The sequence below is a fragment of the Vreelandella sulfidaeris genome, from assembly GCF_042429665.1.
In the GTDB taxonomy this organism is placed as follows: Bacteria; Pseudomonadota; Gammaproteobacteria; order Pseudomonadales; family Halomonadaceae; genus Vreelandella.
Genome location: NZ_JBHMAC010000010.1, coordinates 638,509 through 661,931, shown reverse-complemented (window position 1 = coordinate 661,931; position 23,423 = coordinate 638,509). Strand labels below are relative to the sequence as shown.

The window sequence follows — 23,423 nt, the reverse complement described above, 5'->3', positions numbered from 1 at the left end:
GTTCAGGCAGAAATAGCGGCGCGCAATTATTGCCTTCAAAAAGGCAAAGTCAATGCTTTTTCTAAGCTTACCACGGTCAGATGAACGGCTTATGGAGAATAACCGTGTCTGATCCAGGAAATTCTACGCTTAACTTATTCGTCCGGGCCCACCAGTGAAAGCTAGTCTCACTAAAAAAGCTGATATGGGTGGGGTCGCTAATATAGTGCCAGCGGGCAAACGCCTCTGCGTTGGTGACTCGCTTGGTCATTAGCCCAAGATAGCCCCCCGGCACGAGTAGAGCCGCCAGCTGCGTAAGTACGTCACCAGGCTGAGATAGGTGCTCAACGACTTCCGTGGCGGTGATAAAATCAAACGTCTGGCTGAGCACGGATGTATCAGGCGCATAAAAAGGATCGTAAATGGCCATCGGATAGCCTTGCTCTGCAAACATAACCGAGAGCGTAGGACCAGGCCCAGAGCCAAAATCAAGCCCGTAGGCATGGGTAGGGAGCTTAGCCAATAACGGGGTAAATAAACGCCCTAAAAAGCGTCGGTATCCCGTATCATGCGGCGAGTTTTGATGTTTGTCGTATTCAGCCTTTTCCGCGGCGGCGCTCAAATGCTGCTCCGGGGGGACAAAAACCAACGCGCACGTGGCACACTGGTAGTAATCGCGACGCTGATCTCGGTGGTAAAGCGCAGAGGTGGCCCCCTCGCATAGCGGACAGCGACGTATCATCATATTCTCTGATTTATCGTTACGTATTAAGGAAAGTGGCATGCTATCAGGTCTGGATCATCTTGTTGTAACTGTGACCGATATGGGTCGGGCCGTCGATTTTTATTCCCGTGTATTAGGCTTGGACGTTCGCTATCGCGATGCCCAACGGGTCGACTTAATGCTGGGTGATACGGCTCTGCGGCTGCATCAAACGGACACCGATATCGCTCCTATCTCCGCTACCCCTACCCCCGGTAGCCTGGATTTATGCTTGCGCTGCCAGCTGCCGCTGGATGAGTTCAAGCAGCACTTAGACGCGCTGGCCATTGATGTAGAGTTGGGGCCTGTCGATCGCCAAGGTGCCAGCGGGCCCATCGAATCGATTTACCTGCGCGACCCCGACGGTAACTTATTGGAAATTTGCCGCCCAGCGGTGCGTTAACACCCACTCAAATAGCGCAGGGCATCATGCGCTTGAGAAGTGCCTCACGAGTGAGAGGCCTAGCTCATCTCCGAAATACGTCTGTATCGTGCCACGCTTATGACCCGTTTATAGAAAGGAAACAGAATGCTTGAAAACGCCAATGATGCGCCGCTCGAAGGCGATATCGTCAATCAGGAACCACACCTGCAGCCTGACACCACGATGGCAATGGTGATCTATGCGCTCTACCTGGCTAGCTTCTTCCTCGGCTTTACGTCGCTTATTGGCGTCATTATCGCCTACGTCTATAAAGGTAAAGGACCAACGTGGCTAGACGAGCATTACCGTTACCAGATTAGAACGTTCTGGATAGGGCTGGTGTACGGCATTCTTTTTTCGCTATTGACGTTTGTGCTGATCGGCTTTCCGCTGCTGTTGGCACTGGCGGTCTGGCTGATCATCCGCTGCGTTAAAGGGTTTAAAGGCCTACAAGAGAAGCGCGCGCCCTCCAATGTAGACACCTGGTTGGTGTAGCGATGACGCTACCAACGAATGACACCAGCGGGCGTTTTACCAAAGCCAGTGCGATCAACGGGCTTTGGCGACAGTTGGCTCGCTGGCCGCTGTCGCGGTTGTGGCGAGTGGCATCAGCGCTGGGGCCGCTTATTTACCGTTTCAACAAGCGCGAGCGCCTGGTCACCGAACGCAACCTGGCCGTTGTTTATCCGACGCTTAGTCCCGCTGAGCGCAAAGCCTTAGCCCAACACAGTTTGCGCCACTCTTCGGCCACCATGCTAGAGCTTGGCCATGCCTGGATGGCGCAACCTCATAAGGTGGAGGCCAGCATTCTGGCAGTGCACGGCCGCGACAAGCTGGACAATGCCCGGGCGGAAGGCCGAGGCGTCATTGTACTGGCGCCGCACTTTGGCAACTGGGAAGTGCTGAATTTTTGGCTATCGAGCCATTTCCCCTTCACGGCCATGTACGAGCCACCCAAGATCTCGGCTCTTGATCCCATTATTCGTCATGGCCGCGAGCGCATGGGGGCAAGCCTGGTCCCCACCAATCCGCGTGGCGTAGCGGCCCTGCTTAAAGCGCTTAAACGCTGCGAGGCCATTGGCATCTTGCCCGACCAGGAGCCCGACTGGGGTAGCGGCGTGTTTGCGCCATTCTTTGATCGCGATGCCTACACCGCCACCCTATTACCCAAACTGGTCGCCCGCACGCAGGCGCGGGTCGTCACCGGGGTGGCACTGCGTATCCCCGGCAAGGGGTTTGAAATTCATTTTCTGGACGCCGATGAGCGTGTCTATAGCGATGATGACGTGCCCTCCGCCACCGGCGTCAATGCCAGCGTAGAGGCCGCAATTGGCTTGGCGCCTGCGCAGTATCAATGGGAGTACAAACGCTATCGCAAGGTGGTGCAAGAGCAGCAAAAACTGCCTAACTCCAAAGATTTCCGGCTTTATTGAAAAGAGTATCTAATGACACAAAACTACCTGCCTCGCGATGAAATACGCCCGCCACAGATTGTTTACGCGCTGTTTCTCGCCGGGATCGTGACGGCCAACATCACCCTGCTTATTGGCGTGGTGATTGCGTATGTCTACCGTAACGAGGCCGCCCCTTGGTTGCAGCAGCACTACCGATATCTGATCCGCACGTTTTGGATCGGCACGCTGTATGCCTGCATCGCCTTTTTGCTCAGTATTGTCATGATTGGCACGCTGCTCTGGCCACTGTTAGCCGTGTGGCTAGGCGTACGCTGTGTGCTTGGCTGGACGGACGTTCGCAAAGGCCGCCCTCCGGCAAGGCCGTCAAGCTGGCTTTGGTAATTAGGCGTCACTCATGGCTGTCACGGGCGTAGACATCATCCAGCCGCTCGATATCGTCCTCACCCAGGTAGCTTCCCGACTGCACTTCGATCAGTTCCAAGGGGATCTTACCGGTGTTTTCCAGCCGGTGTAGCGCGCCGATAGGGATATAGGTGGACTGGTTTTCACTGACCAGGAAGCTGCGTTCCTCAAGCGTCACCCTGGCCGTGCCACTGACCACTATCCAGTGTTCGGCGCGGTGATGGTGACGCTGCAGCGACAGTCGCCCACCTGGCTTAACGGTAATGTGCTTGACCTGATAGCGCTCACCACCATCCATCGATTGAAAGCTCCCCCAGGGGCGCTGAACCTGTGGAGCTGAACAAGGTTCGCTACGCCCCGCTTGTGAGAGAGCCGAGACCAGTTGTTTTACCTGCTGCGCCTGATCACGGTGGGCCACCAACACACTGTCTGAGGTCTCCACTACAATCAGGTTCTGCACTCCCAATGTGGCCACAAACCGGTGTTCGGCGAGTACGAGCGAATCTTGCGTGTCGTCCAGCCAAGTATCGCCTTTCGTGGCGTTGCCCGCCGCATCAACATCCCCCGTAGCCCAGAGTGCATCAAAGCTACCAATATCGCTCCATTGAGCGGCTAATGGCACCACCGCGGCGCAATCACAGTGTTCCATCACTGCGTAATCAATGGAGTCCGACGGGCAACGTCGAAACGCCTCTTCGTCCAAGCGTAAAAAATCCAGGTCACCGCGGGCCTGGGTAACGGCGTCGTCACAGGCTGAGAGCATGGCGGGCTGGAGCTTTTGCAACTGGTCTAGATAGGTTGAAGCACGCAGCAGAAACATGCCGCTGTTCCAAAGATAGCCACCGCTCTCCAACAGCGCCGCTGCCCGCATGGCATCGGGTTTCTCAATAAATGCAGCAATGCGGTTGCCACCCTCTAAAGGAGAACCGCAGGCAATATAGCCGTAGCCGGTTTCAGGCTGCGTGGGCACCACGCCAAAGGTAACCAGGTAGCCATCATTGGCTAACGGCACGGCTTGCGACACGCTGTGCTGGAAAGCCTTAATATCGCCAATCGCATGGTCAGCAGGCAATACCAGCAGTAGCGGATCATCGCCAGACTGGCGTGCCAACAACGCGGCACAAGCAATGGCCGGGGCCGTGTTACGCCCTTCGGGCTCAAGTACCAACGTCGCGGCCTGATCGATTTCACGCAGCTGCTCAGCCATTAAAAAACGGTGGCGATGATGCCCCATCACGATCGGCGCGCGGTCAGTTAATCCTGCAAGCCTGCCCAGCGTTTGTTGCAACAGGCTTTGCGACGAGGTTAAACGTAAAAACTGTTTGGGCATTTGCTCCCGAGAAAGCGGCCATAGTCGCGTCCCGCTGCCCCCACTTAAAATTACCGGCTGTATCATGGTTCCGTCCTTAACGTCGTCCTTATGTCCGAGCGAGCAGCGGTGTTTATGACTGGCTGCCCGAAATCCTCCTGCAGCCACTGCCTTAGTTGGCTCATTCGAGGTGCCGACCCGTCCTGCTCAAGCGCTGGCAGCGTTCCAGGCACAAAGCCATGGGCCTTGAACGGGGCCAAGAGTGATGCATCCGCACTAATGATATGCACGGGCACCGCTGCGCTGGCGTTATCACCGGTAATCAGCGGCGCTGGCTGATGATCGCCCAGCACAATCAGTAACGTGCGGTCATCAACAACACGTTCTGCCCAACGTCCGGTCACTTTGACAGCGTAGTCCACCGACAACGCATAGTGATCACGGATACGGTCGATATCCCGCCACAACACCTCGGGTGGGTCACCCGCGTCTTCCCAAGGCGCGAATATGCTTCCATCGCCAATTAACGACCAATCTTCAATGACCGGCAGAATCGGTGTCCAGGGAGCGTGACTGGAGATCAGCGCCAGTTGCGCAAAGACAGGCGAGTCACCCAACAAGTTTTTCTGGGTGTAATCAAGCGTGAACTGATCGGGCATCGCCACCCAGTTAAGCGCAGGGCCAGCGTAGTCGATATTGTTGGCGACCGCGATATCATCGAAACCATAGGCAACACCTTCTGGCCACGCCATGGAAATAGCCGGCATGACCCCCAGGGTGCGCTGCCCGGTGGCGCGAAAATCATCAATCAACGTGGAGTGACGACTGTCTAACATTAACCGATACCACAGCTGGTTATCGATCCAGCGCCCGCTAAGGGCGGTCGCATGAGCAAGCCAAGACTGCCCACCGCGAATGGGTGATTCCAGCATACCTGATACCACATGCAGGCCCTGCTCGCCGAGGCGGCGCTCCATGTCAGCAAGGGTAGGTAGCAACACATCAGAATAACGTGGGTCATCCAGCGCCGAAACGCCATAGGACTCAATAAACGTCAGCAGGACATTGCGTCCTTCGAGCCCAGGTAACGGCTGCATGGCTAACGGCTCGGCTTTCAACTGCGCCGTAAAGGCTAAACGTGCGGCGTGGGTGTCAGTCACTTGTTGCCATTGAAAGCGGGTAGCCTCCACCATCGGTAAACGCGCACTGTCCACTACCCGCACACCTTTGAGTTCCAGCGCCGCACCACCTGTTGCCATGATGAGCAGGAGTAAAGCGAAAGCACCCGGCAGCCGCTTTATGGAATACGAGACCGGCGGTAGCAATAGTTTCACCAATCCCACGGCGCTAACCACCAGCAAGCCTGCGCCTAACAGCATAGCGCCAACAGCCATCAGTTGGCCGACATTACCCACAAGCAAGTAATAAATTGAGCCTAGTAACGGCACATCTAGATAAACATTCAAAGGTCGAGCAAAAGCCATGTGAGTGGCGGTACTGCCCACGTTGATGGCGATGACCAGGATGACCCAACTGATGAATCCAACGCCCACCCAGCGGCGCGCTTTTCCGCTCGGAAGTAGCATCATGAGCGGCACGATAATCAGCGCCTCCCAGGCAATTAAATGAGCACTGATATCTTCAAAACGCCACCACAATGGTGCGACGAGTAAAAAATTGACTACTAATATCGTTAATAATATTCGACTCATCGCATTCTCATTGAAGCCCGATTTAGCTTACAGTGTGTGGGGCCCCCTATCAGTGCTCGCACTCGTCATAGCAAGGAATTAAGGCGGCCAAAAACGCAACAACTGTGTACTATGGCGGTCAACTGTATAGTTTTTGTGTAAATAAAACCATGCTTAACCTGGCCAACCGCCATACGTTTTGCAGGCCTTCACCCGAAAGGATTTCGCCCATGCTTTGCAATCTTGCTGGTAGGTGGATGGTAGTACTCGGCTGTGCGGTAGCGTCTACCGCCTTTGCCGAAGACGATAAACACTTCGATGCTGTCATTAAACGTGCTCAACAGCTTGCTGCAGAGGCTTATACTCCCCCAGAAGAGACACTACCGACGGTATTAAAAGAGCTTAACTACGATACTTATCGGCAAATTCGGTTTTCGCCCGAACACGCTTATTGGCAAGACGACAGCCCCTTTAGCCTTCAGTTATTTCATAGCGGCTTTCTCTTCCAGACCCCGATTGCGCTTAACATTATCGAAAACGACACGGTGACGCCGCTGCCTTTTTCAGCCGACGATTACGTCTATGAAGGCAATGCTGAAAAACTGACAGAGCACGACCTAAGCGGCAGCGGTCATGCCGGGTTTCGCCTCCACTACCCCCTCAACAACGATGACTATGCTGACGAGTTTGCCGTTTTTCTCGGCGCCAGCTACTTCCGCATCGTGGGCCGTGATCAAGCCTATGGGCTATCGACCCGAGGGCTGGCGATCGACACCGCCTCGCCCGATGGAGAAGAATTTCCAGCCTTTCGCGAATTCTGGCTGTATAAACCCGATGCCGATGCCGAGCAGGTTGAGCTATTGGCGTTAATGGACTCCCCTTCGCTCAGCGGTGCCTACCGCTTTATTATCCAGCCGGGTGAGCAAACCCAAGTAGAAGTCGAAGCGGCCCTGTTTGCCCGCGACGATATTGCCAAGCTAGGCGTAGCACCGCTGACCAGCATGTTCACTTACGGTGAGGCCAGTCGGGAGCGACCCGATGATTTTCGCCCTCAGGTTCATGATTCTGACGGTCTACTCGTGCATACCGGCAACCGCGAATGGATCTGGCGTCCGTTAAGCAACCCCGACCATGTACGCACCTCGGCATTTCTGGATGACTCGCCTCAGGGCTTTGGATTGATGCAGCGCGAGCGTGACTTTAACCGCTACCTGGATACCGAAGCCAACTACCACCGCCGCCCCAGCCAGTGGGTACAGCCGTTGGAGGAGTGGGGGCCGGGTCGGGTAGAGCTGGTCGAAATCCCCACTCCTGATGAAACCCACGATAATATTGTCGCGTACTGGGTAGAAGACGCCCCGTTACGGGCAGGCGACACCCGACGACTCCACTACCTCACCTATACCCTCAACAGCCAGCCAGATGCGCATCATCTAGCGCGTGCTATTCGCACCCGCCATGGCAGCGCGAAAGTACCCGGACAAACGGACGACGCCACGCAAGGCCAGCGCCAATTTATTGTCGATTTTCAAGGCGGCGCATTAGCGGATATCGGCGTGGATCAATCCATCGTACTGGCGATTAGCTCGCAACAGGGCGAGGTACTGCTACCTCAAGTAACCGCACTGCCTAACCATGGTTGGCGCGCTAGTTTTCGTCTTCCCCAGAGCGATCAGCCCAGTGACATTCGCCTAAAACTACTCCTAAACGGCGAGCCGGTAAGTGAAACCTGGAATTACGTGTGGTATCCCGATGCCTAATCACTCTCTTATAACGCCCTCTATCCCGTGGTTGAAAACACGCCGAGCCTGTTTAGCGATTGCCGTGTTAATGTCCAGCATCGCCGGCTGTATTGCCTTGAACCAGGTGGTAGGGAGTCTCTCGCTGGGCTGGCAGATCACCATGTTGGTGCTGTTTGCGCTCACCTTTACATGGATTGCACTGGCGTTTTGGGGCGCCATATGCGGCTTTACTGTTTGCCTACTGCGCCGCGACCCGCTCAGCCTGCGCAAGCTTGATAGAGAAGCGCCCAGCGCTCGCCAACTGGTGAGTCGTACCGCCATTGTCATGCCTATTTATGCCGAGCCGCCGATACCAACGTTTGCCGGCCTTGAAGCCACCTGTGATTCGCTGCTGAGCTATGCCATCGACTCCCATCAGCAAGGGGAAGCCGCACGTCCGCTAAGCGAGCATTTTGAGATATTTATTCTTAGCGACACCCAAGATGCCAACACGGCCGAGCTAGAAGCGGCACATGTGGCGGCGTTACAGCGCCGCTTCGCAGGCAAGCTTGCTATTCACTACCGGCGGCGGCCTAACAATGAGGGGCGCAAGGCGGGCAACATTGCCGACTTTTGCTGCCGCTGGGGGAGTGACTACGATTATATGGTGGTGCTGGACGCTGATAGTTTAATGAGTGGCGCCACCCTGCTTCGTATGGTTCAGCGCATGCAGCGCGAGCCCTCCTTAGGCCTCATTCAAACGGTACCGATTCCCGTCGGGCAGGTAACCCTTTTTGGTCGGTTTATACAGTTTGCGTCAGCACTTTATAGCCCCATGCTGGCGGCTGGACAAAGCTTCTGGCAAGGCGACACTGCCAACTATTGGGGACATAACGCCATTATCCGTACGCGGGCCTTTATGGACCACGCGGGCTTGCCGTTGCTTTCCGGCCAACCGCCGCTAGGTGGCGAGATACTCAGCCACGACTTTGTCGAGGCGGCCCTGCTCAAACGGGCGGGCTGGCAGGTAATACTGGATACCACCATCACCACCGCGGTGGCACGCCACGACCCTTACGCCAGCGCCTCTCATAACAGCTTTGAAACCATGCCGAGTAACTTACTCGACTTTGCCAAACGTGACCGACGCTGGCTCCAGGGTAATCTTCAACACCTGCGCCTGCTCAGCGGAGCCGGCTTGCATCCCCTCAGCCGCATGCACTTTTTCTACGGCGCATTTGCCTACTTGTCCTCATTGGTATGGCTAGGCTTATTAGTCTGTACCAGCGTGTTGGCCTCGTATCACGCACTGGGTAACGGCCCCGGCGAAACGTTGCCGGCACCGCTCTCACTGGGTTTGCTGTCGATAACGCTGGTGATGTTGCTAGCGCCTAAACTACTGGGCTTGCTGTTGGCGTGTTGGCAGACCCCTCATGCCTTTGGCGGCCGCCTACGTTTAGTAGCCAGCACCTTCCTGGAAATGGTATTTGCAGCGCTGATAGCCCCTTTGATGATGGCGTGGCACAGCTTATTTATTATCAATGTACTGCTGGGCCGCTCTATTGAATGGCAAACCCAGCCGCGTGGTGAACGCTCGTTAACCTGGCGTGAAACGTGGCTGCATACCGGCTGGATGACCCTTAGTGGTTTGACCTGGGCGGGTGTAATGGTGGCTTTTTCACCCTCGGCGTTTAGCTGGTTAACGCCTGCATGGCTTGGTTTGGTGATAGCCACTCCGCTGGTCAAATATTCCAGCAGCGGGACCTGGGGGGGAGTGGTGACGGGTCGCCTGGGGTTACTGAAAACCCCCAGCAGTTGCCTAAAACCGCCGCTACTGGAGGATTACGCTCGCCTTGTGAGTGACAGCAACCCTTACCCATGCGACCCAGCAACCCATGCGCCTTTTGCGCTTTCACCGCCCCCCGCTGAGCGTAGCGGAGAGATGCACAGCCAATCCTTTAAGCAGTTTGTTCGGCGTACGCTTGTATCGCCCCCAGCCGCCTCCAAGGAAATCACTTGATGCATTTAGCGCTACAGCGGCTAAAAAGTGCCGGTGGGCTAGCCCGTTCGCTGTTTATTTATTGGCGCCCTGGACGCCAGCGAGGGCTTCAGCGTCTTTACCGGCCATTCGTTCAGCCTGGCGCGCTGGCGTTTGATATCGGCGCCCACTTAGGTGATCGCAGCGCAGCCTTTCATGCCCTAGGTGCTCGGGTAGTCGCTTTAGAACCCCAGCCGACACTTGCCAAGTGGTTTAAACGCTTAGTCAATCAGCCGACTATTACGCTACTTCCCCTGGCGGCGGGGCCCACGGCGGGTTTCGCTGAAATAGCCATCAGTGCCAGCCACCCGACCCTTTCCACGCTGGCGAGTGAGTGGCGCGAGCAGATCGGCACACGTAATACTGGCTTTCGCCGGGTAAGCTGGGAGCAACGCCTACAGGTTCAGGTGACCACGCTGGATAAGTTAATTGATGAGTATGGCGACCCGAGCTTTATCAAGATTGACGTTGAAGGGTTTGAGGCCCAGGTACTGGCGGGGCTGAGTGTTCCAGTGGCGGCATTATCGGTGGAGTTTGTCGCCGGTGCCCTAGAGGTCAATCACGCCTGCATTGACCATTTAACCCGACTCGGCGAGTATCGTTATAACGTGGTGAGTGGCGAACAGCGTCACTTTCGTTGGACCCAATGGCAATCCCCACACGCTATTATAAAATGGCTCAGCGATGGCGCCGACGGATTAGCGTCGGGTGATCTTTACGCCTGCCGATCAGACCACTCACTGCTACAGAACAACGCCTAACTCGCTTTTTAGCTCCTTTAGATTTGATAGGGATATCAGCAATGATCCATCACTGGCAAACGCTTACCGCGCCTCAACTCGCAGAGGTCGCCCAACGTGATCCGGTGGCCATATTAGTATTGGGCGCGATTGAACAGCACGGCAGCCACCTGCCTCTTGCCACCGACCTCACGATTGGCGAAGGCCTTCAGACGGCCATGTTAGCGCTGCTCGAGCCCTCCCTGAACGTTATTTGCCTACCGCCCATTGCGGTGGGCGCCAGCGATGAACACGCCAGTTTTCCCGGCACGATAAGCCTGCCGGCAACACTTGCGATAAGCACGCTGGAAGCTTACGGCGACAGCCTGGCACGAGCAGGGGTTCGTCGTTTAGTGCTGCTCAATAGCCATGGGGGCAACAAGGCCGTCATGGATCTGGCAGGCCTTACTCTCAGGCGTCGGCACGGGATGCGCGTGGTAAAGGCCACTTACACGCGGCTGCCGCCTTTAGACGGTGCCATGGCCTTTGAGGAGCTTCGCTATGGGTTACATGGCGGTCTGCTGGAAACCGCGATGATGTGCTATTTAGCGCCCACCCTGGTACAGCTTGATGACTATCAAGCAGCGCCCAACGCCGCCCCCATCGATGATGCGCTCGTCAGCGCAGAAGGCGCCGCAGCGTTTGCCTGGCTGGCCGAAGACTTAAGTCCCCAAGGCGTCGCTGGCGATGCTCGCCAAGCTAGCGCCGCATTAGGCGAGCGCCTGGTGCGCCATTACGCCGGTCTATTGGCGACGGTAGTGGCGGAAACCGCCCTTCTACCGCCGTTGGCTAATAAGACACCGGCGCGTGAGTGATATTGATCAGCGCTGATTGCTCAGCACATCTTCCAGCAGATGCCCACCACGGGTGGCCTTGGCGTTCAGGTAGCGCTGATTGTGGTCGGTGACGCTGCCGTAAAGCGCCTGACGCGAGACAACGTCGATTCCCCCCGAGCGTAGCGCCTCTATCTTGAGCGGGTTGTTGGTGAGTAGCTGCACCTGGCTGATCTTGAGCGCATTAAGCATATCTACCGCGACGGCGTACTGGCGTTCATCATCTCCAAAGCCCAGTACCTGATCAGCATCGACGGTGTCCAGGCCACCGTCTTGCAGGGTGTAGGCACGTAGCTTGTTCGCCAGCCCGATACCGCGCCCTTCCTGGGCCAAATACAGCAGTACGCCGCCGCCCATGGCCTTAATATCGGCGACCGCGTTGCGTAGCTGTTCACCACAGTCACAGCGCAAGCTGCCGAAGAGATCGCCAGTTAAACAGGCTGAGTGCATGCGCAGCGGCACTGCGCCCTCCCACTTTTCGGGCCTGCCAATCACTACCGCGACGTGTTCACGCAGGCCATCAGGCTCGCGAAATAACACAAAACGGCTGTCGGCAGCATCTTCCAGGGGAATATCCGCTTCACTGACCCGTTTAAGCATACCGGGGGCACCTGCCAAGCACTGTTCAGCGTCCTTGGCGGCTACTTCCAACAGCTTGCCGGAAGATAGCTGTTCATCGATAGTGGCCGATGCCTCTTTGCTTACGAAGGCACATATTGCCGCCGGAATCAGCAAGGCGCGACGCATTAGCGTCACCGCGCCCAACTCGGCCGACCCTATCGGCATGATCTCGTCAAGCAGCTTATCAATCGATGGCTCGCGGGTTTGAGCCACCGCTAATCCATGCAGCTCATGAGTGCTGACATCAGCCGACAATGGCAACCTGGCAGCCTCCTCGGCTAGCGTCACTCCCATCGCCGCTAGACGGTGACGAGTCAGAATCAACGATGGCCATTCGCCCGCTAACTGAGCCAGCGTTTCGACCGATGCGCTGCCTTCCAGCGCCTGCACAAGCAAACGCTGTCCACCAGCGTTTATCACTACCGGCAATCCACGACGGATATCGAAAATAGCGCGTTCAACATGATACATGTAGGCCTCCTGGCTTCCTGGCGTGAGGGGTGTTATGCGCTTGCGCTGAGGTCATATGGGCCGCATGATAAAGCGGTTTTTTTAGCACGGAGGCGTCATGCCCGACTCCCTTCCCAACGCAGATGTTAATTACTGCGACGTTCACTCTACTGGCGACGCCATTACACTGGCCGATGCTTGGGACTGGCTGTTGGCCCTGCGTCATCAACGTCCGTCCAGCGTTGCGATAACGCTGTCGCCAAACGGCGAGTGGCAAGCGTCTCAGGCAGTCACGGCTGAGGTTCATGAGCTGCTCGACTGCCTGACGCCCTTGGCCAGCCGCCCTGCCTGGGTATTGGCTCAACTGGGGCAGAGCCTGGACGGGCGCATTGCCACGGAAAGCGGCCATTCTCATTACATTAACGGTCATGAAAGTTTGGTTCATTTACACCGCCTGCGTGCGTTGGTTGACGCCGTGGTAGTGGGCGCTGGCACTGCCAGCGCCGACAACCCCCAGCTGACGGTACGCCACGTTAGCGGTGACCACCCGACCCGCGTAATCCTCGACCCGCGGGGGCGCATACCTGACGATCTGACGCTGCTGCACTCCGCTATCGCACCCACGCTGCACATCGTGGGGCCGGAGGTGGCGCCGACCGACAGCCTGCCCCACGTTGAGCGCTGTGTGCTGGCCCTGAATGCACGTGGCCAGTTCAGCCCCAGCGATGTCATTAGCCTGTTGGCCAAGAAAGGCTTGCCCCGTGTACTGGTGGAAGGGGGCGGCATCACCGTTTCTCAATTTATCGAAGCGGGGGCGATTGACCGACTGCATCTGCTGGTCGCCCCTTTGCTGATCGGCTCCGGCAGGCCCGGGCTGCAAATGACGCCCATCGACACGCTCGACAGTGCGCTGCGTCTGCCGACGCGAACCTTCCGCTGTGGCGACGACACCCTGTTCGACATGCGACTGAGGCAGGCCACCACCTGATGGCTGGGCGTTTTTACGCCGGCTCAATGCTACCCACACGCCCGGCACACTCGCCAGCAGCACCAGTACGCCATAGGCCAACGACACCGCGACCCCTTGGGCAGCCGGCAAGCCAACCAGCGACCAAACGCCAGCGGCGGCGCCTTCACGCAGCCCCCAGCCAGCCACCGACAAAGGAACCAGCATCGCCAGCAGCAGCACCGGCGTTAAAGCAAGCACCTGTAGCGCCGGTAGCTCAACGCCAATCGCCCGCGCGGCGCAAACCATTACCAGGCCATAACTGACGACAATAGCTAACGACGAGACTAATTGCCGGGGCCAGGCGCGACGCCGCAATAAGCTCCGCTTCACATCGAACGCTAACGCCTGAAACCACTGCGGTCTTTGTGCTAACCAACGGGTGCTTCCCTGGTGCTTAGCAACACTACCGGCCGCCACCAACCCCGCTGCCACCGCAACACCGATAGCGACTAACCATGCCCCACCTAGCGCGCTATGCCACAACGGCGAACACAGCAAGGCAATTAAGGTAAGTATAGCCACCGCGATTTGGCCTGAAGCACGTTCTATAATGACCGCCCGCCATGCTCGGCCCCGCGACTGTGCCTGACTCGCATGGCGATGCGCTCGACCAGCATCACCCAGTACGCCACCGGGCAACAGCTGGTTAACCAGCAGAGCCAGATAATATTCGCGCAGCGCGTAACCAAATCGCAGCGGCACCCCGATCAGCCCAGCGGTAAATTGCCAACGCCAAGCACTCAGCATTATTTGTAGGGTACTAATGGCCAACGCCAGTACGACCCACCCGGCAGAAAATCCCTGTACTTCAGCAATAATCGACGCTGGGTTAACCCATAGCGCGACCGCTCCCAGCAGGAAGGCACTGATCACCAAACGCAACAGCCATGAGCGTTGCTTTCCAGAGCGCTGTAAACGCGTGCGTAGCCGAGTGAATAACCTCTGCGCGGCCCCCATAGGCTTATGCCTCTTTCCGCGGTGTCGCGAAGAGATCGCGGTGGCCAACCCAAATCCCCACCTCGCCGTCCATGACCGCCTGTTGACGATGCTGCAACCAAGCAGCGCTGCGCGTTGCAGCGTCTGGCGCTTGCTCGGTGACGGCTTCGGCCCAGCCTTTGAGTAACGCCATCATCAAGGGCTGAGAGTCACGGCTACCCGCCGTGAGCTGCCAGGGAGTATCGACTTGTTCCACGCGATAATTGGCGGCCTCAAGGGCGCTCACCAATGCCTCGTGCGCCTGTCCGCCCAACGCGTCACCCAGGCCTTTATCGCGCTGTTGGTGGGCGCTGAACATGGCCAGCATCCAGCGATCTTCGTCATCCAGCAGGGGTTCGCCCTGGTCATCGATAAAGTGCCATGCGCCAGTCACGCTCAAGGCAATCAGCAGCGCTTGTCGCTGCGAAGCACACCGCTCCACTAACGCGTCAATCCAGGGCTGCGACACCAAATCCAGCAGTGCCGAGGCGGTGACTAAATGCGCGCCGTCCAGCGGTACATCGGCTATTGGCTCAAGCGATACACAGTGTGTTTCCACCGACACGGAGAGCCCCTGTGTAGCGCTTAACTCGTTGGCTCGCTGGCGAGCTTGCTCCAACAAGCGCGAGTCGTGATCAATCAATGTCCAGTGCTGGGCTCCACCCAGGCGCGGCGCCAAAAAGCGCATATTGCTGCCTCGGCCGCAGCCAAGATCCGCGATCAGCGGTGACTCGGCGCACTCGCTCAGCCAGTCTGATACTGACTGAGCAAGACGTTCGCTTCTTGAGGCGACATCAGCAGTCTCACGCAGGGTTAGCCAGTCAGACTCAAACTGACTCCCCGCGTGTAAAGATGACCCGCCGTCCGGCGCAGATAACGTCGTAGATAGCGCCGCAGCAAAAGCGCTACCAGCCATGTTCCAGTCGTTGAGTTCATCGCGTGCCTGGGTGGCTCCCTGGCGCAGCTGACCCCGTAGCTCGGCATCGCCACAAAAACGCTGCAATGCGTTGTGAAGCGCCGCGCTATCACCGGGCGGAAAACTCAGCCCGGCACCCTTTGGAAGCGTATCGAGCAATGCCCCACCGGTAGAAGTAATCACCGGCAGGCCGTGGGCCAGGGCTTCGGTCACTACCATGCCGTAGCCTTCATACCACGAGGGCAGCACCAGCGCATGGGCTTGCCGGTAGGCCGCCTCCAGCGTCTCGCTATCGCACTCCCCATGCAGCTTTATTTTATCCTGCAAATGGTTATGTTCGATCAGCTGCTCAACGCGTTGGGTAAATTCAGGATCACGTGCCGCGCCGTAGCAGTCACACTGCCAGGGAGCATCCTTCAACCCCGCCAGCGCCTCGACAAGAATATCCTGGCCTTTGCGTGGCGTTAGCGTGGCCACACACAGCAGGCGTAGTGGTTCATCAGGCGCAGCGGCTGTACTCACGGGTGCTTGATCGACACCGGGTTCCACCACACTGATACTCGCCGTGATGGGCATCGCGTAGTGTTCTGCCAATGCAGGTAAACGCCGAGCGGTAAAATGACTGGTGACAATAATACGCGCCACGGACGCGAGAGCACTTAACTCACTGCGATGAAAGCGCTGCTGATCGGCATCAACAAGGCCCAGTTCATCGCCCAAGGGATGGTGCAGCAACGCCGTAATTTCCAGCCGCTTGGCGTGCTGGGCAACGATCTCCGGCAACGCGCCCATGGCAAGACCATCAATGACGACTGCCGTTTGATCGGGAAGCGACGCAAGCGCTTTGCCAAGCGCTTGCGTCGCTTCACTATCGGCATCGGGAAACGTCCCAGCTAGCCCTAGTACCTCGATCTGCCAGCCCTGCTCACGCAAGGCCGAGACGATATGCGCATCATAAAGATAGCCACCGGTACGCTGGGCAGGGTCACCGGCGACAATGAGAGTAAAACGCTGGCTCATAGCGCGCCTTCATAGCTAGCCCAGGCCACGTGGGATTCATGCAGTTTGATCTCCATGTGAGTGATCCCCTGAGCGGTGGTGCCCATTTTGCCCTCACCAATAGCCTTGGCGAGCTGGTCAAAAATCACCTTGGCCATAAACTCGGTAGTGGTGTTTTTACCCGCGAACTCAGGTACTTCATCCAGGTTGGTGAGATTGTAGTCGGCCAGCACCGCTTTCACGGTCTCGCTCGCCAGACCGATATCGATCACCAGGCCGTCCTCGTCCAATTCAGGGCGCTGAAAAACCACGTCGACCACGTAGGTGGCACCATGCATGCGTTGAGCGGGCCCAAAAATTTCGCCTTTAAAACTGTGAGCAATCATCACGTGGTCACGAACACATAAACGGAACATAGTCACTCCTGATTAATGGTTAAAACATGCGCTTATTTGGAATAGCTCAAGCGATGGCAAAGCTCAGTGCTGGTGCGATCAAATAGCTTGTTGGCAAGCGTCGGCAGCGCTGTAAAATCGCTTTCCCCACTGATCAGTACATCTAACCGGTCATCCACCAATAAGCTAAGTGCTAACCGGAGACGACGCTGATAGTCCCAGCGGGGGCGAAGCTTCGGAGGCAGTTGGCCTACCTGACTGGCCTTGAGGGTCAGTCGTTGGGAATGAAACGCCCCCCCCAGTGGAATTGAGACGTCGCCCTCGCCAAACCAGCTCATTTCGACAATACGCCCTTCATTACCGACCCACTCCAGCGCTTGGCGCAAACCGGCAGAATGACCACTGGCATGAATGACACAGTCCTGATCGTGAGGGGCCTGTTCCGGCGTCGCAAAACCAACGCCTAACTGCTCGGCTAACGAACGACGCGCTGGATTAATATCGACCAGATGAACCTCGGTACCCGGCACCTGGGCGCATAGATACGCCACTAATGCACCGACCACACCGGCGCCAATCACGCATATCCGCTCACCGAGCATCGGCTCGGCGTCCCACACACCGTTAATCGCGGTTTCCATATTGGCCGCCAGTACAGCGCGTTTAGCAGGCACATTGGCGGGTACTTCAAGCACCGCTGAAGCAGGCACCACATAGTGATCTTGATGGGGAAACAGGCAAAATACGGTCTTGTTTAACAGCGCATCAGGACCCTGCTCAATGCGCCCTACGCTACAGTAGCCGTACTTCACCGGGGCGGGGAACTCGCCTGTTTGAAAGGGGGCTCGCATGCGTGAATATTCGCTTTCGGGCACACGACCGTGGAACACCAACGACTCGGTGCCACGACTGATACCACTGTACAACGTGCGTACACGCACTTCATCGTGGGTGGGGGCAGGCAGCGTTTCACGCCGCAACTCACCGTTGACTGGGCTTTCCACCCAGAAAGCAGTGGCGTATTCAGGCACCGACATGGGCAATCCTTTTCGTTACAAGCTCACCTGCGTTGAGCTCTATTTCATTCCTTTGAACATAGCGTGACGCCATTACGTTGCAGGTTAAGCGTGAGAAGCATCTTGCAACTAACGCATGGTGAACGATTTCATGCTGAACAGTTTTCAATGGCTCACCTACTTCAGCTTAGCGGGTGTTAAGAAAATATTCGATGAACTATTTTAAACACTTGATACTTATCGCTGTATTGTATGTGTCATATAAGCAACCTTACCATCCTTGTACAATAATGGTACATATAAAAATAGTTGCATCATTTATTTAACTGCGGACATCGATGCCGCTTCGTGAGCCACCATGCCGCTGTTTTCCTCTCTTTCGTCTTGCGCCCTGTCTAAACGCCTTTACAGCGCAGTTGAGCTTCTAGTGGGAGGTATCTTCCTACTGGCATTGGGCAAGGCGTTGCCGCCATTGATGGCCTCGCCGGCTAACTGGAGCGTTGCCTGGGGTCTCTATGGTTTGATCGCCCTGCTCGTGCTCACGTTCTGGTCCCATGGCGTTCTGGGTTGGGCCAACCGGATCACGCTTGCACGCGCAGTATTGGTGACGCTGATGGCGGGAGCGCTTGTTGCCAATGCGTTCGTAGACGCCATATGGCAATGGCTGGCGATCGCCATTATTGCCCTGCTGCTGGACGGCGTTGACGGCTGGATTGCCAGGCGTACCCAAAGCCACTCACGGTTTGGCGCGCGGTTCGATATGGAGCTGGATGCACTACTGATCTTGCTGTTATGCGTGGGGTTGTGGCGGCTTGAGTCGCTGGGGCCATGGGTCGTGCTGATTGGTGGAATGCGCTATTTGTTTGTGGCCGCTAGCTGGCAGTTCTCATGGCTTTCAGCACCGCTTTATGCCAGCTTTCGCCGCAAAGCCGTATGCGTTTGGCAGGTCGTGGCGCTACTGCTGGCGTTAACGCCGCTTACCTCTCATCTAATGGCCAGCTTACTCGCCATAAGCGCTTTGCTCTCACTCATCTACTCGTTTGGCATGGACAGCTGGTGGCTGTACAAGCAGTTCCAGCGCGAGCCGGACAAGCGTCATGATTGAATAGACACCGCCTAAAGCGCCGTCACTGATACACTAAGCTCATCAGCTAGCGGCAGGACTCGACAATGACTCGTACCCTTCATTCTACGCCCACCTTTCAGTTGCGTCTGGCCCTGAATCGCGATGTCGTGATAGGGCCGGGTAAAGCAGATCTGCTTGATATGATCGACCAGGTTGGCTCTATTTCCGCCGCTGGGCGCTCACTGAAAATGAGCTACAAAAAAGCCTGGCAGCTCATTGAAACCATGAACAACCACTTCTCGTCTCCCCTTGTTGTTACCAGCGCTGGCGGAAATGAACGTGGCGGCGCGCATTTGACTGAACTCGGCAAGCAGGTGCTCAGTCATTATCGCGCGCTCGAAAAGCAGCTTTCGCCTGATCACAATATTGAAGCCCAAGCATTGCTCTCGCTGATGGCGACGCCCTCTTCTCATTGAGCTCTCTTCTTATCGAGCCTTCTTTTCATTGAAGAGGGGCACCCTCAAAACGTCTTTAATATTCCCAACGTGTTGCCTGTGGTTCGTTGGATCACGTTAACGAACCATGGGCATCACCGTCGCTCGATGTTTCATTTAGATTGAGAGCAGTGCTGCTCATGTGTAATATCCGCTATATCCAAACGGAAATAGCGGAGTCATGATGATAGCGCAATCGATTAATCGCACCCTACTAGTGGCCGCCCTGACATGGTTACTGCCAGCCTCTGCCCTGGCGATGGACCACCTGCACGTAGCGGCCGCCGCCTCTCTTACCGATGCGCTGAATGAAGCTATCTCCGTTTACGATGCCAAGCACGACGTGAAGGTGATACCTGTTTATGCCTCTTCTTCCACGCTTGCCCGGCAGATCGCGAACGGGAGCCCTGCGGATATTTATCTTTCTGCCAACGTTGCCTGGATGGACTGGCTGGAAGAACAAGGTGTTAACGTTCAGCAGCGCAGTGACTTGCTGCAAAACCGCTTGGCACTCGTGTCTGCCCGAGACGCGTTACCGGACCATTTCGTGCCCGATGGAAATCAGCAGATCGCCTCTTTATTAGCGGAAGGTGAACGTTTATCGGTCGGCGACCCGGATCATGTACCGGCGGGAATCTATACCAAGCAGGCGCTGCAAACGCTGGGGGAATGGGATGAGTTAACCACGCGGCTTGCCCGCGCGAATGATGTGCGCGCAGCGCTAATGCTGGTAGAGCGCGAGGAAACGCCGGTCGGGGTGGTTTACCAGACCGATGCCTATGCCAGCGACGCGGTACGCGTTCTGGGCTTGTTCCCGGCCAATAGCCATGAACCGATAACCTACCCCCTTGCGTTGATTGACGCCGAGCAGAACGAAGCGGCGGTGGCGTTCAGAGAATGGTTAGCCAGTGAAGAAGCATTAAGCATCTTTGCTGAATATGGCTTTGATACACAAAGCGCCACACCGTGACGCTCTCGTCGGCCGAATGGGAGGCCATCCGCCTAAGCCTATTGATCGGGCTGGCCGCCGTCGTTTGGATTCTGCCCTTGGGCATCGGTGTTGCCTGGCTACTCGCCCGGCATGAATTTCGTGGCAAGGCACTACTTGATGGCCTTATCCATTTACCGCTGGTGTTGCCGCCGGTGGTGGTGGGATATCTGCTGCTTCTATCGCTGGGCAGGCAGAGCATTATCGGCCAGTGGCTTTACACCACGTTTGGCGTTGCACTGCCTTTCACCTGGCAAGGCGCAACGGTGGCGTGCGGCGTCATGGCGTTTCCCTTGTTGGTTCGCGCGCTAAGGCTATCGCTTGAGGCAGTTGATCCCAAGCTTGAAACGGCCGCCAGCACACTGGGCTCCAGCCGATGGCGGGTATTTGCCACCATTACCTTGCCGCTGGCAATGCCTGGCCTGCTCACCGGCACGGTATTGGCCTTCGCCCGGGCGCTTTCAGAGTTTGGCGCCACCATCACGTTTGCCTCTAACATTCCCGGCGAGACGCGCACCCTGCCACTGTCGCTTTATAGCCTGATTCAATCACCGGGGCAGGAATCGGCTGCCGCCCGCCTATGCCTGATAGCCATTGCGATTGCCCTGGTCTCGCTGATGGCGTCTGAATGGCTTGCCCGTCGTACCCGACAACGCTTGCAGGAACGCGATGGCTAACATGACGATTCCCCCCATGGCGCCACCATTGACGCTGCAGGTGGAACAACAGCTAGGGAATTTCCAGCTTTCCGCCAGGCTGGATTTACCCGCCAGCGGGGTAACCGGCATATACGGTCATTCCGGTAGCGGTAAAACCAGCCTGCTGCGACTGATTGCCGGCCTTGAGCGCCCCCAGACGGGCTTGATCAAACTAGGCGAACACGTGATGCTAGATACCCAGCAAAACTTGTTTATGCCTTCTCACCAGCGACGCATAGGCATCGTGTTTCAAGAAGCCCGGCTGTTTCCTCATTACCGCGTACGCGGCAACTTACGTTATGGCATGCCCCGCCCGGCACCGCAGCGGTTTGCAGACATTGTCGAGCTGTTAGGCATTGAAGTATTGCTGGAGCGAATGCCGGGCACGCTCTCTGGCGGCGAGGCCCGTCGCGTGGCGATTGGCCGGGCGCTGCTTAGCGAGCCACAGCTGCTGTTAATGGACGAGCCGTTGACCGGGCTGGACGGGGCACGCAAAGAAGAGCTTTTACGCTATATCACGCGGCTTACACAACAGGTGGATATTCCAGTGGTATATGTGAGCCACGATGCTGACGAAATCACCACCATTGCCAATCATCTTGTCGTGATGAAAGCTGGCCGCGTGGAAGCAAGTGACGCCCTCAACCCGCTGCTGAACCGCTTTGAGCTGACCCGTGAGCTTGGCGGCTTTGATGCTGCCTCGCTGCTTGAAGGTAAGGTAGTGGCACATGACACCGTCTACGGGATGACGCATCTGGCGCTGGACGATGGCCAACAGCTAAGCGTCCCCGGCACTGCAGTACCCGTGGGCAGTCGGCTGCGCCTGCGCATTTGCGCTCGGGATATCGAGTTAGCCACCTCACCGCCCACGAATACCAGCTGCCGTAATCAGCTAAACGCCACGATTATGGATACCACCATTCTGCCCGATGCCCCTCACACCATAGAGCTGCGTTTGAATATCGGCGAACTGGCCGTACGCGCCCGAGTCACTCGTCAGTCATGGGATGAGCTAGCACTGGCAAGCGGCATGCAGGTCGTGGTGTTACTGCGGGCGCTAACGCCGTTAATGTCCCATTAAAATGCCCCCTTTTATCTAAAAACCCGCTGTCAGACATCTGAGAGCGGGTTCTATAAAGATTAATAAAGGGGGTAAACCTGGTTTAGGCTGCCATGGCGGCACATTCATCAGCACAGCGATGGCAGGCGTTGGCGCAGGCCTTGCAATGCTCCGCCTCATGTTTGGAACACTCATCACCACAGGCTTTGCAAAGGTCAGCGCACAAACGGCAGAGCTGCTTGGCGTATTCGCTTCCCTGAGCCATAAAGGAGGCTGCCAAACGACATATTTCTGCACATTGACGATCCAGACGAATGCACTCTGCCATCATTTTTACATCGTCTTCCTGCAGGCAGGCAGTGGCGCAAGAGTCACAATAAGCGGCACACACATTGCACGCTTCAATACACGACTTATATTTTTCAAATTCCATCTTTCTACTCTCCTTTTAGATAACGCCTCTTTAATAACGTTAATGCCTCAGTATGGGTTATGCCAGTGAATCGATTGCGCTGGTCAGGTAGCTGCCACCACTCACTTATAAAAGCGTAGATTAACCGTCCGACAGAGCAAGCCAAGCTTGCAACGTTAAGAGCATTAACGCTCCAAGCCTAGCCGCTGATGCCATTCCGCGAGGCTTTCATCAGGGTATTCATCAAAGCATTTATCTTGAAAACGGGCATCGATTTCGACCCAATCGGCCCGGCTTCCCAACATCATATGGACATTCTGGGGTGGCGAGGGCAAAGGGGTATCGATCGCCGAGGCGAACGGGTGTATAAGCTCGGGCCAGTCGGGATCGTAAACCCATAGCGATGTTGCACAATGCTTGCAGAAATGCCGTTCAGCGGTGCTCTGCTCTCCCTTGATGCGCGCACGATAAATCGTAATATGTTCCTCACCAATGCAGCTGAGTGTTTTGCTGTCTGCACTGAGATTAATGGCGTAGCCACCACCACCGGCTGTTTTGCGACAGATCGAGCAGTAACAACGATTAAAGGGGTAAGGATGAGGTGACTTCACACGAAACGTGACTGCCTGGCAATGGCATGATCCTTCGAGCAGCATAGATGCCTCCATTTGCAGCGGATACCAACAGTTGATATCGAGAAGCCGCATAAGCCGGGTACTTTCTAACGGGTACTCTTTAAGACAGGTACTCTCTAAGACAAGTACTTACTAACTATAGTCATAAAAACAATCAAAACAGCATCTTTCACCGCTTTTCAGTCCTACGATGCGCGTTTTTCAGTCGTACGGATTAGGCAAAAGCGGCTGCGCAGATCGAAGTAGGCCGTCCCCTTAACCTTAGCCCACAACGGCACTCGTTCTTTCAACGCTGCTATCACCGCCAGTGATGAGCGGCTGCCTCACCGTTTATG

At 56.4% G+C, this 23,423-nt stretch carries 23 protein-coding genes and 1 pseudogene; 14 read left to right on the top strand and 10 right to left on the bottom strand.

The window, feature by feature from the left end; translation table 11 throughout:
• Positions 1 to 76 precede the first annotated feature (76 nt).
• Complete coding sequence (locus tag ACFFLD_RS07975; protein ID WP_386040408.1) at positions 77 to 721, bottom strand: class I SAM-dependent methyltransferase; 645 nt, start codon at positions 719 to 721, stop codon at positions 77 to 79.
• Positions 722 to 761: 40 nt separating this feature from the next.
• On the opposite strand from ACFFLD_RS07975, the gene ACFFLD_RS07970 reads away from it, so the two are divergent.
• The 4 genes from ACFFLD_RS07970 (at position 762) to ACFFLD_RS07955 (ending at position 2,962) form a co-directional block, all read left to right on the top strand.
• A complete protein-coding gene (locus ACFFLD_RS07970; RefSeq protein ID WP_386038920.1) occupies positions 762 to 1,145 on the top strand; it encodes a VOC family protein in 384 nt (127 codons plus the stop codon).
• Between the two features lie 126 nt (positions 1,146 to 1,271).
• A complete protein-coding gene (locus tag ACFFLD_RS07965) occupies positions 1,272 to 1,661 on the top strand; it encodes a DUF4870 family protein (RefSeq protein WP_386038919.1) in 390 nt (129 codons plus the stop codon).
• A gap of 2 nt (positions 1,662 to 1,663) precedes the next feature.
• The gene (locus ACFFLD_RS07960; RefSeq protein ID WP_386038917.1) at positions 1,664 to 2,599 is read left to right on the top strand and encodes a lysophospholipid acyltransferase family protein; all 936 of its coding nucleotides are present in this window, start codon (positions 1,664 to 1,666) and stop codon (positions 2,597 to 2,599) included.
• 12 nt (positions 2,600 to 2,611) lie between these two features.
• Positions 2,612 to 2,962 (top strand): DUF4870 family protein, encoded by a 351-nt coding sequence (locus ACFFLD_RS07955; RefSeq protein ID WP_386038915.1) that lies wholly within the window; start codon positions 2,612 to 2,614, stop codon positions 2,960 to 2,962.
• A 7-nt stretch (positions 2,963 to 2,969) separates the two neighbouring features.
• Here ACFFLD_RS07955 and ACFFLD_RS07950 read toward each other — a convergent pair whose 3' ends face one another.
• Both ACFFLD_RS07950 and ACFFLD_RS07945 read right to left on the bottom strand, forming a co-directional pair.
• Positions 2,970 to 4,379: a mannose-1-phosphate guanylyltransferase/mannose-6-phosphate isomerase gene (locus ACFFLD_RS07950; RefSeq protein ID WP_386038913.1), complete on the bottom strand. Its 1,410-nt coding sequence runs from the start codon at positions 4,377 to 4,379 to the stop codon at positions 2,970 to 2,972.
• The gene (locus ACFFLD_RS07945) at positions 4,376 to 6,004 is read right to left on the bottom strand and encodes an alkaline phosphatase (protein WP_386038911.1); all 1,629 of its coding nucleotides are present in this window, start codon (positions 6,002 to 6,004) and stop codon (positions 4,376 to 4,378) included. Before ACFFLD_RS07945 ends, ACFFLD_RS07950 begins: the two co-directional genes overlap by 4 nt.
• A gap of 209 nt (positions 6,005 to 6,213) precedes the next feature.
• Between ACFFLD_RS07945 and ACFFLD_RS07940 the strand changes: the two genes are divergently transcribed.
• From ACFFLD_RS07940 to ACFFLD_RS07925, 4 genes are read left to right on the top strand one after another with little or no spacing between them, the layout of a single operon-like run.
• Positions 6,214 to 7,743 (top strand): glucan biosynthesis protein, encoded by a 1,530-nt coding sequence (locus ACFFLD_RS07940; RefSeq protein WP_386038909.1) that lies wholly within the window; start codon positions 6,214 to 6,216, stop codon positions 7,741 to 7,743.
• Entirely contained in the window at positions 7,736 to 9,724 is a 1,989-nt protein-coding gene (gene mdoH, locus ACFFLD_RS07935; protein ID WP_386038907.1) for a glucans biosynthesis glucosyltransferase MdoH, read from the top strand. Before ACFFLD_RS07940 ends, mdoH begins: the two co-directional genes overlap by 8 nt.
• A complete protein-coding gene (locus ACFFLD_RS07930) occupies positions 9,724 to 10,503 on the top strand; it encodes an FkbM family methyltransferase (RefSeq protein WP_386038905.1) in 780 nt (259 codons plus the stop codon). Before mdoH ends, ACFFLD_RS07930 begins: the two co-directional genes overlap by 1 nt.
• A 41-nt stretch (positions 10,504 to 10,544) precedes the next feature.
• A complete protein-coding gene (locus tag ACFFLD_RS07925; RefSeq protein ID WP_386038903.1) occupies positions 10,545 to 11,336 on the top strand; it encodes a creatininase family protein in 792 nt (263 codons plus the stop codon).
• 6 nt (positions 11,337 to 11,342) lie between these two features.
• Here the strand turns inward: ACFFLD_RS07925 and ribA are convergent, their stop codons facing one another.
• Positions 11,343 to 12,446, bottom strand: a complete 1,104-nt coding sequence (ribA, locus tag ACFFLD_RS07920; protein WP_386038901.1) for a GTP cyclohydrolase II RibA — start codon at positions 12,444 to 12,446, stop codon at positions 11,343 to 11,345.
• 97 nt (positions 12,447 to 12,543) lie between these two features.
• Between ribA and ACFFLD_RS07915 the strand changes: the two genes are divergently transcribed.
• A complete protein-coding gene (locus ACFFLD_RS07915) occupies positions 12,544 to 13,413 on the top strand; it encodes a RibD family protein (protein ID WP_386040406.1) in 870 nt (289 codons plus the stop codon).
• Between the two features lie 66 nt (positions 13,414 to 13,479).
• On the opposite strand, the pseudogene ACFFLD_RS07910 reads toward ACFFLD_RS07915, so the two are convergent.
• The 4 genes and pseudogenes from ACFFLD_RS07910 to ACFFLD_RS07895 form a co-directional block, all read right to left on the bottom strand.
• Positions 13,480 to 14,391, bottom strand: a pseudogene (locus tag ACFFLD_RS07910) (lysylphosphatidylglycerol synthase transmembrane domain-containing protein); the annotation flags it as partial.
• 4 nt (positions 14,392 to 14,395) lie between these two features.
• Positions 14,396 to 16,345: a glycosyltransferase gene (locus ACFFLD_RS07905; protein WP_386038899.1), complete on the bottom strand. Its 1,950-nt coding sequence runs from the start codon at positions 16,343 to 16,345 to the stop codon at positions 14,396 to 14,398.
• Positions 16,342 to 16,740: a 6-pyruvoyl trahydropterin synthase family protein gene (locus ACFFLD_RS07900; RefSeq protein WP_386038897.1), complete on the bottom strand. Its 399-nt coding sequence runs from the start codon at positions 16,738 to 16,740 to the stop codon at positions 16,342 to 16,344. Before ACFFLD_RS07900 ends, ACFFLD_RS07905 begins: the two co-directional genes overlap by 4 nt.
• Before the next feature lie 32 nt (positions 16,741 to 16,772).
• A complete protein-coding gene (locus ACFFLD_RS07895; RefSeq protein WP_386038895.1) occupies positions 16,773 to 17,756 on the bottom strand; it encodes a zinc-dependent alcohol dehydrogenase in 984 nt (327 codons plus the stop codon).
• A gap of 337 nt (positions 17,757 to 18,093) precedes the next feature.
• Here ACFFLD_RS07895 and ACFFLD_RS07890 point away from each other — a divergent pair, with 337 nt between their 5' ends.
• The 5 genes from ACFFLD_RS07890 (at position 18,094) to modC (ending at position 22,062) form a co-directional block, all read left to right on the top strand.
• A complete protein-coding gene (locus tag ACFFLD_RS07890; RefSeq protein ID WP_386038893.1) occupies positions 18,094 to 18,840 on the top strand; it encodes a CDP-alcohol phosphatidyltransferase family protein in 747 nt (248 codons plus the stop codon).
• Positions 18,841 to 18,905: 65 nt separating this feature from the next.
• On the top strand, positions 18,906 to 19,277 hold the full coding sequence (locus tag ACFFLD_RS07885) for a winged helix-turn-helix domain-containing protein (protein ID WP_386038891.1): 372 nt from the start codon (positions 18,906 to 18,908) through the stop codon (positions 19,275 to 19,277).
• 199 nt (positions 19,278 to 19,476) lie between these two features.
• Positions 19,477 to 20,265 (top strand): molybdate ABC transporter substrate-binding protein, encoded by a 789-nt coding sequence (modA, locus tag ACFFLD_RS07880; RefSeq protein WP_386038889.1) that lies wholly within the window; start codon positions 19,477 to 19,479, stop codon positions 20,263 to 20,265.
• Entirely contained in the window at positions 20,262 to 20,960 is a 699-nt protein-coding gene (modB, locus tag ACFFLD_RS07875; RefSeq protein WP_386038887.1) for a molybdate ABC transporter permease subunit, read from the top strand. The genes modA and modB overlap by 4 nt, the downstream gene beginning before the upstream one ends.
• A complete protein-coding gene (modC, locus tag ACFFLD_RS07870; protein WP_386038885.1) occupies positions 20,953 to 22,062 on the top strand; it encodes a molybdenum ABC transporter ATP-binding protein in 1,110 nt (369 codons plus the stop codon). The genes modB and modC overlap by 8 nt, the downstream gene beginning before the upstream one ends.
• Positions 22,063 to 22,144: 82 nt before the next feature.
• Here modC and ACFFLD_RS07865 read toward each other — a convergent pair whose 3' ends face one another.
• Entirely contained in the window at positions 22,145 to 22,474 is a 330-nt protein-coding gene (locus ACFFLD_RS07865; RefSeq protein ID WP_386038883.1) for a four-helix bundle copper-binding protein, read from the bottom strand.
• A 164-nt stretch (positions 22,475 to 22,638) separates the two neighbouring features.
• Entirely contained in the window at positions 22,639 to 23,109 is a 471-nt protein-coding gene (locus ACFFLD_RS07860) for a GFA family protein (protein ID WP_386038881.1), read from the bottom strand.
• Positions 23,110 to 23,423: the final 314 nt, after the last annotated feature.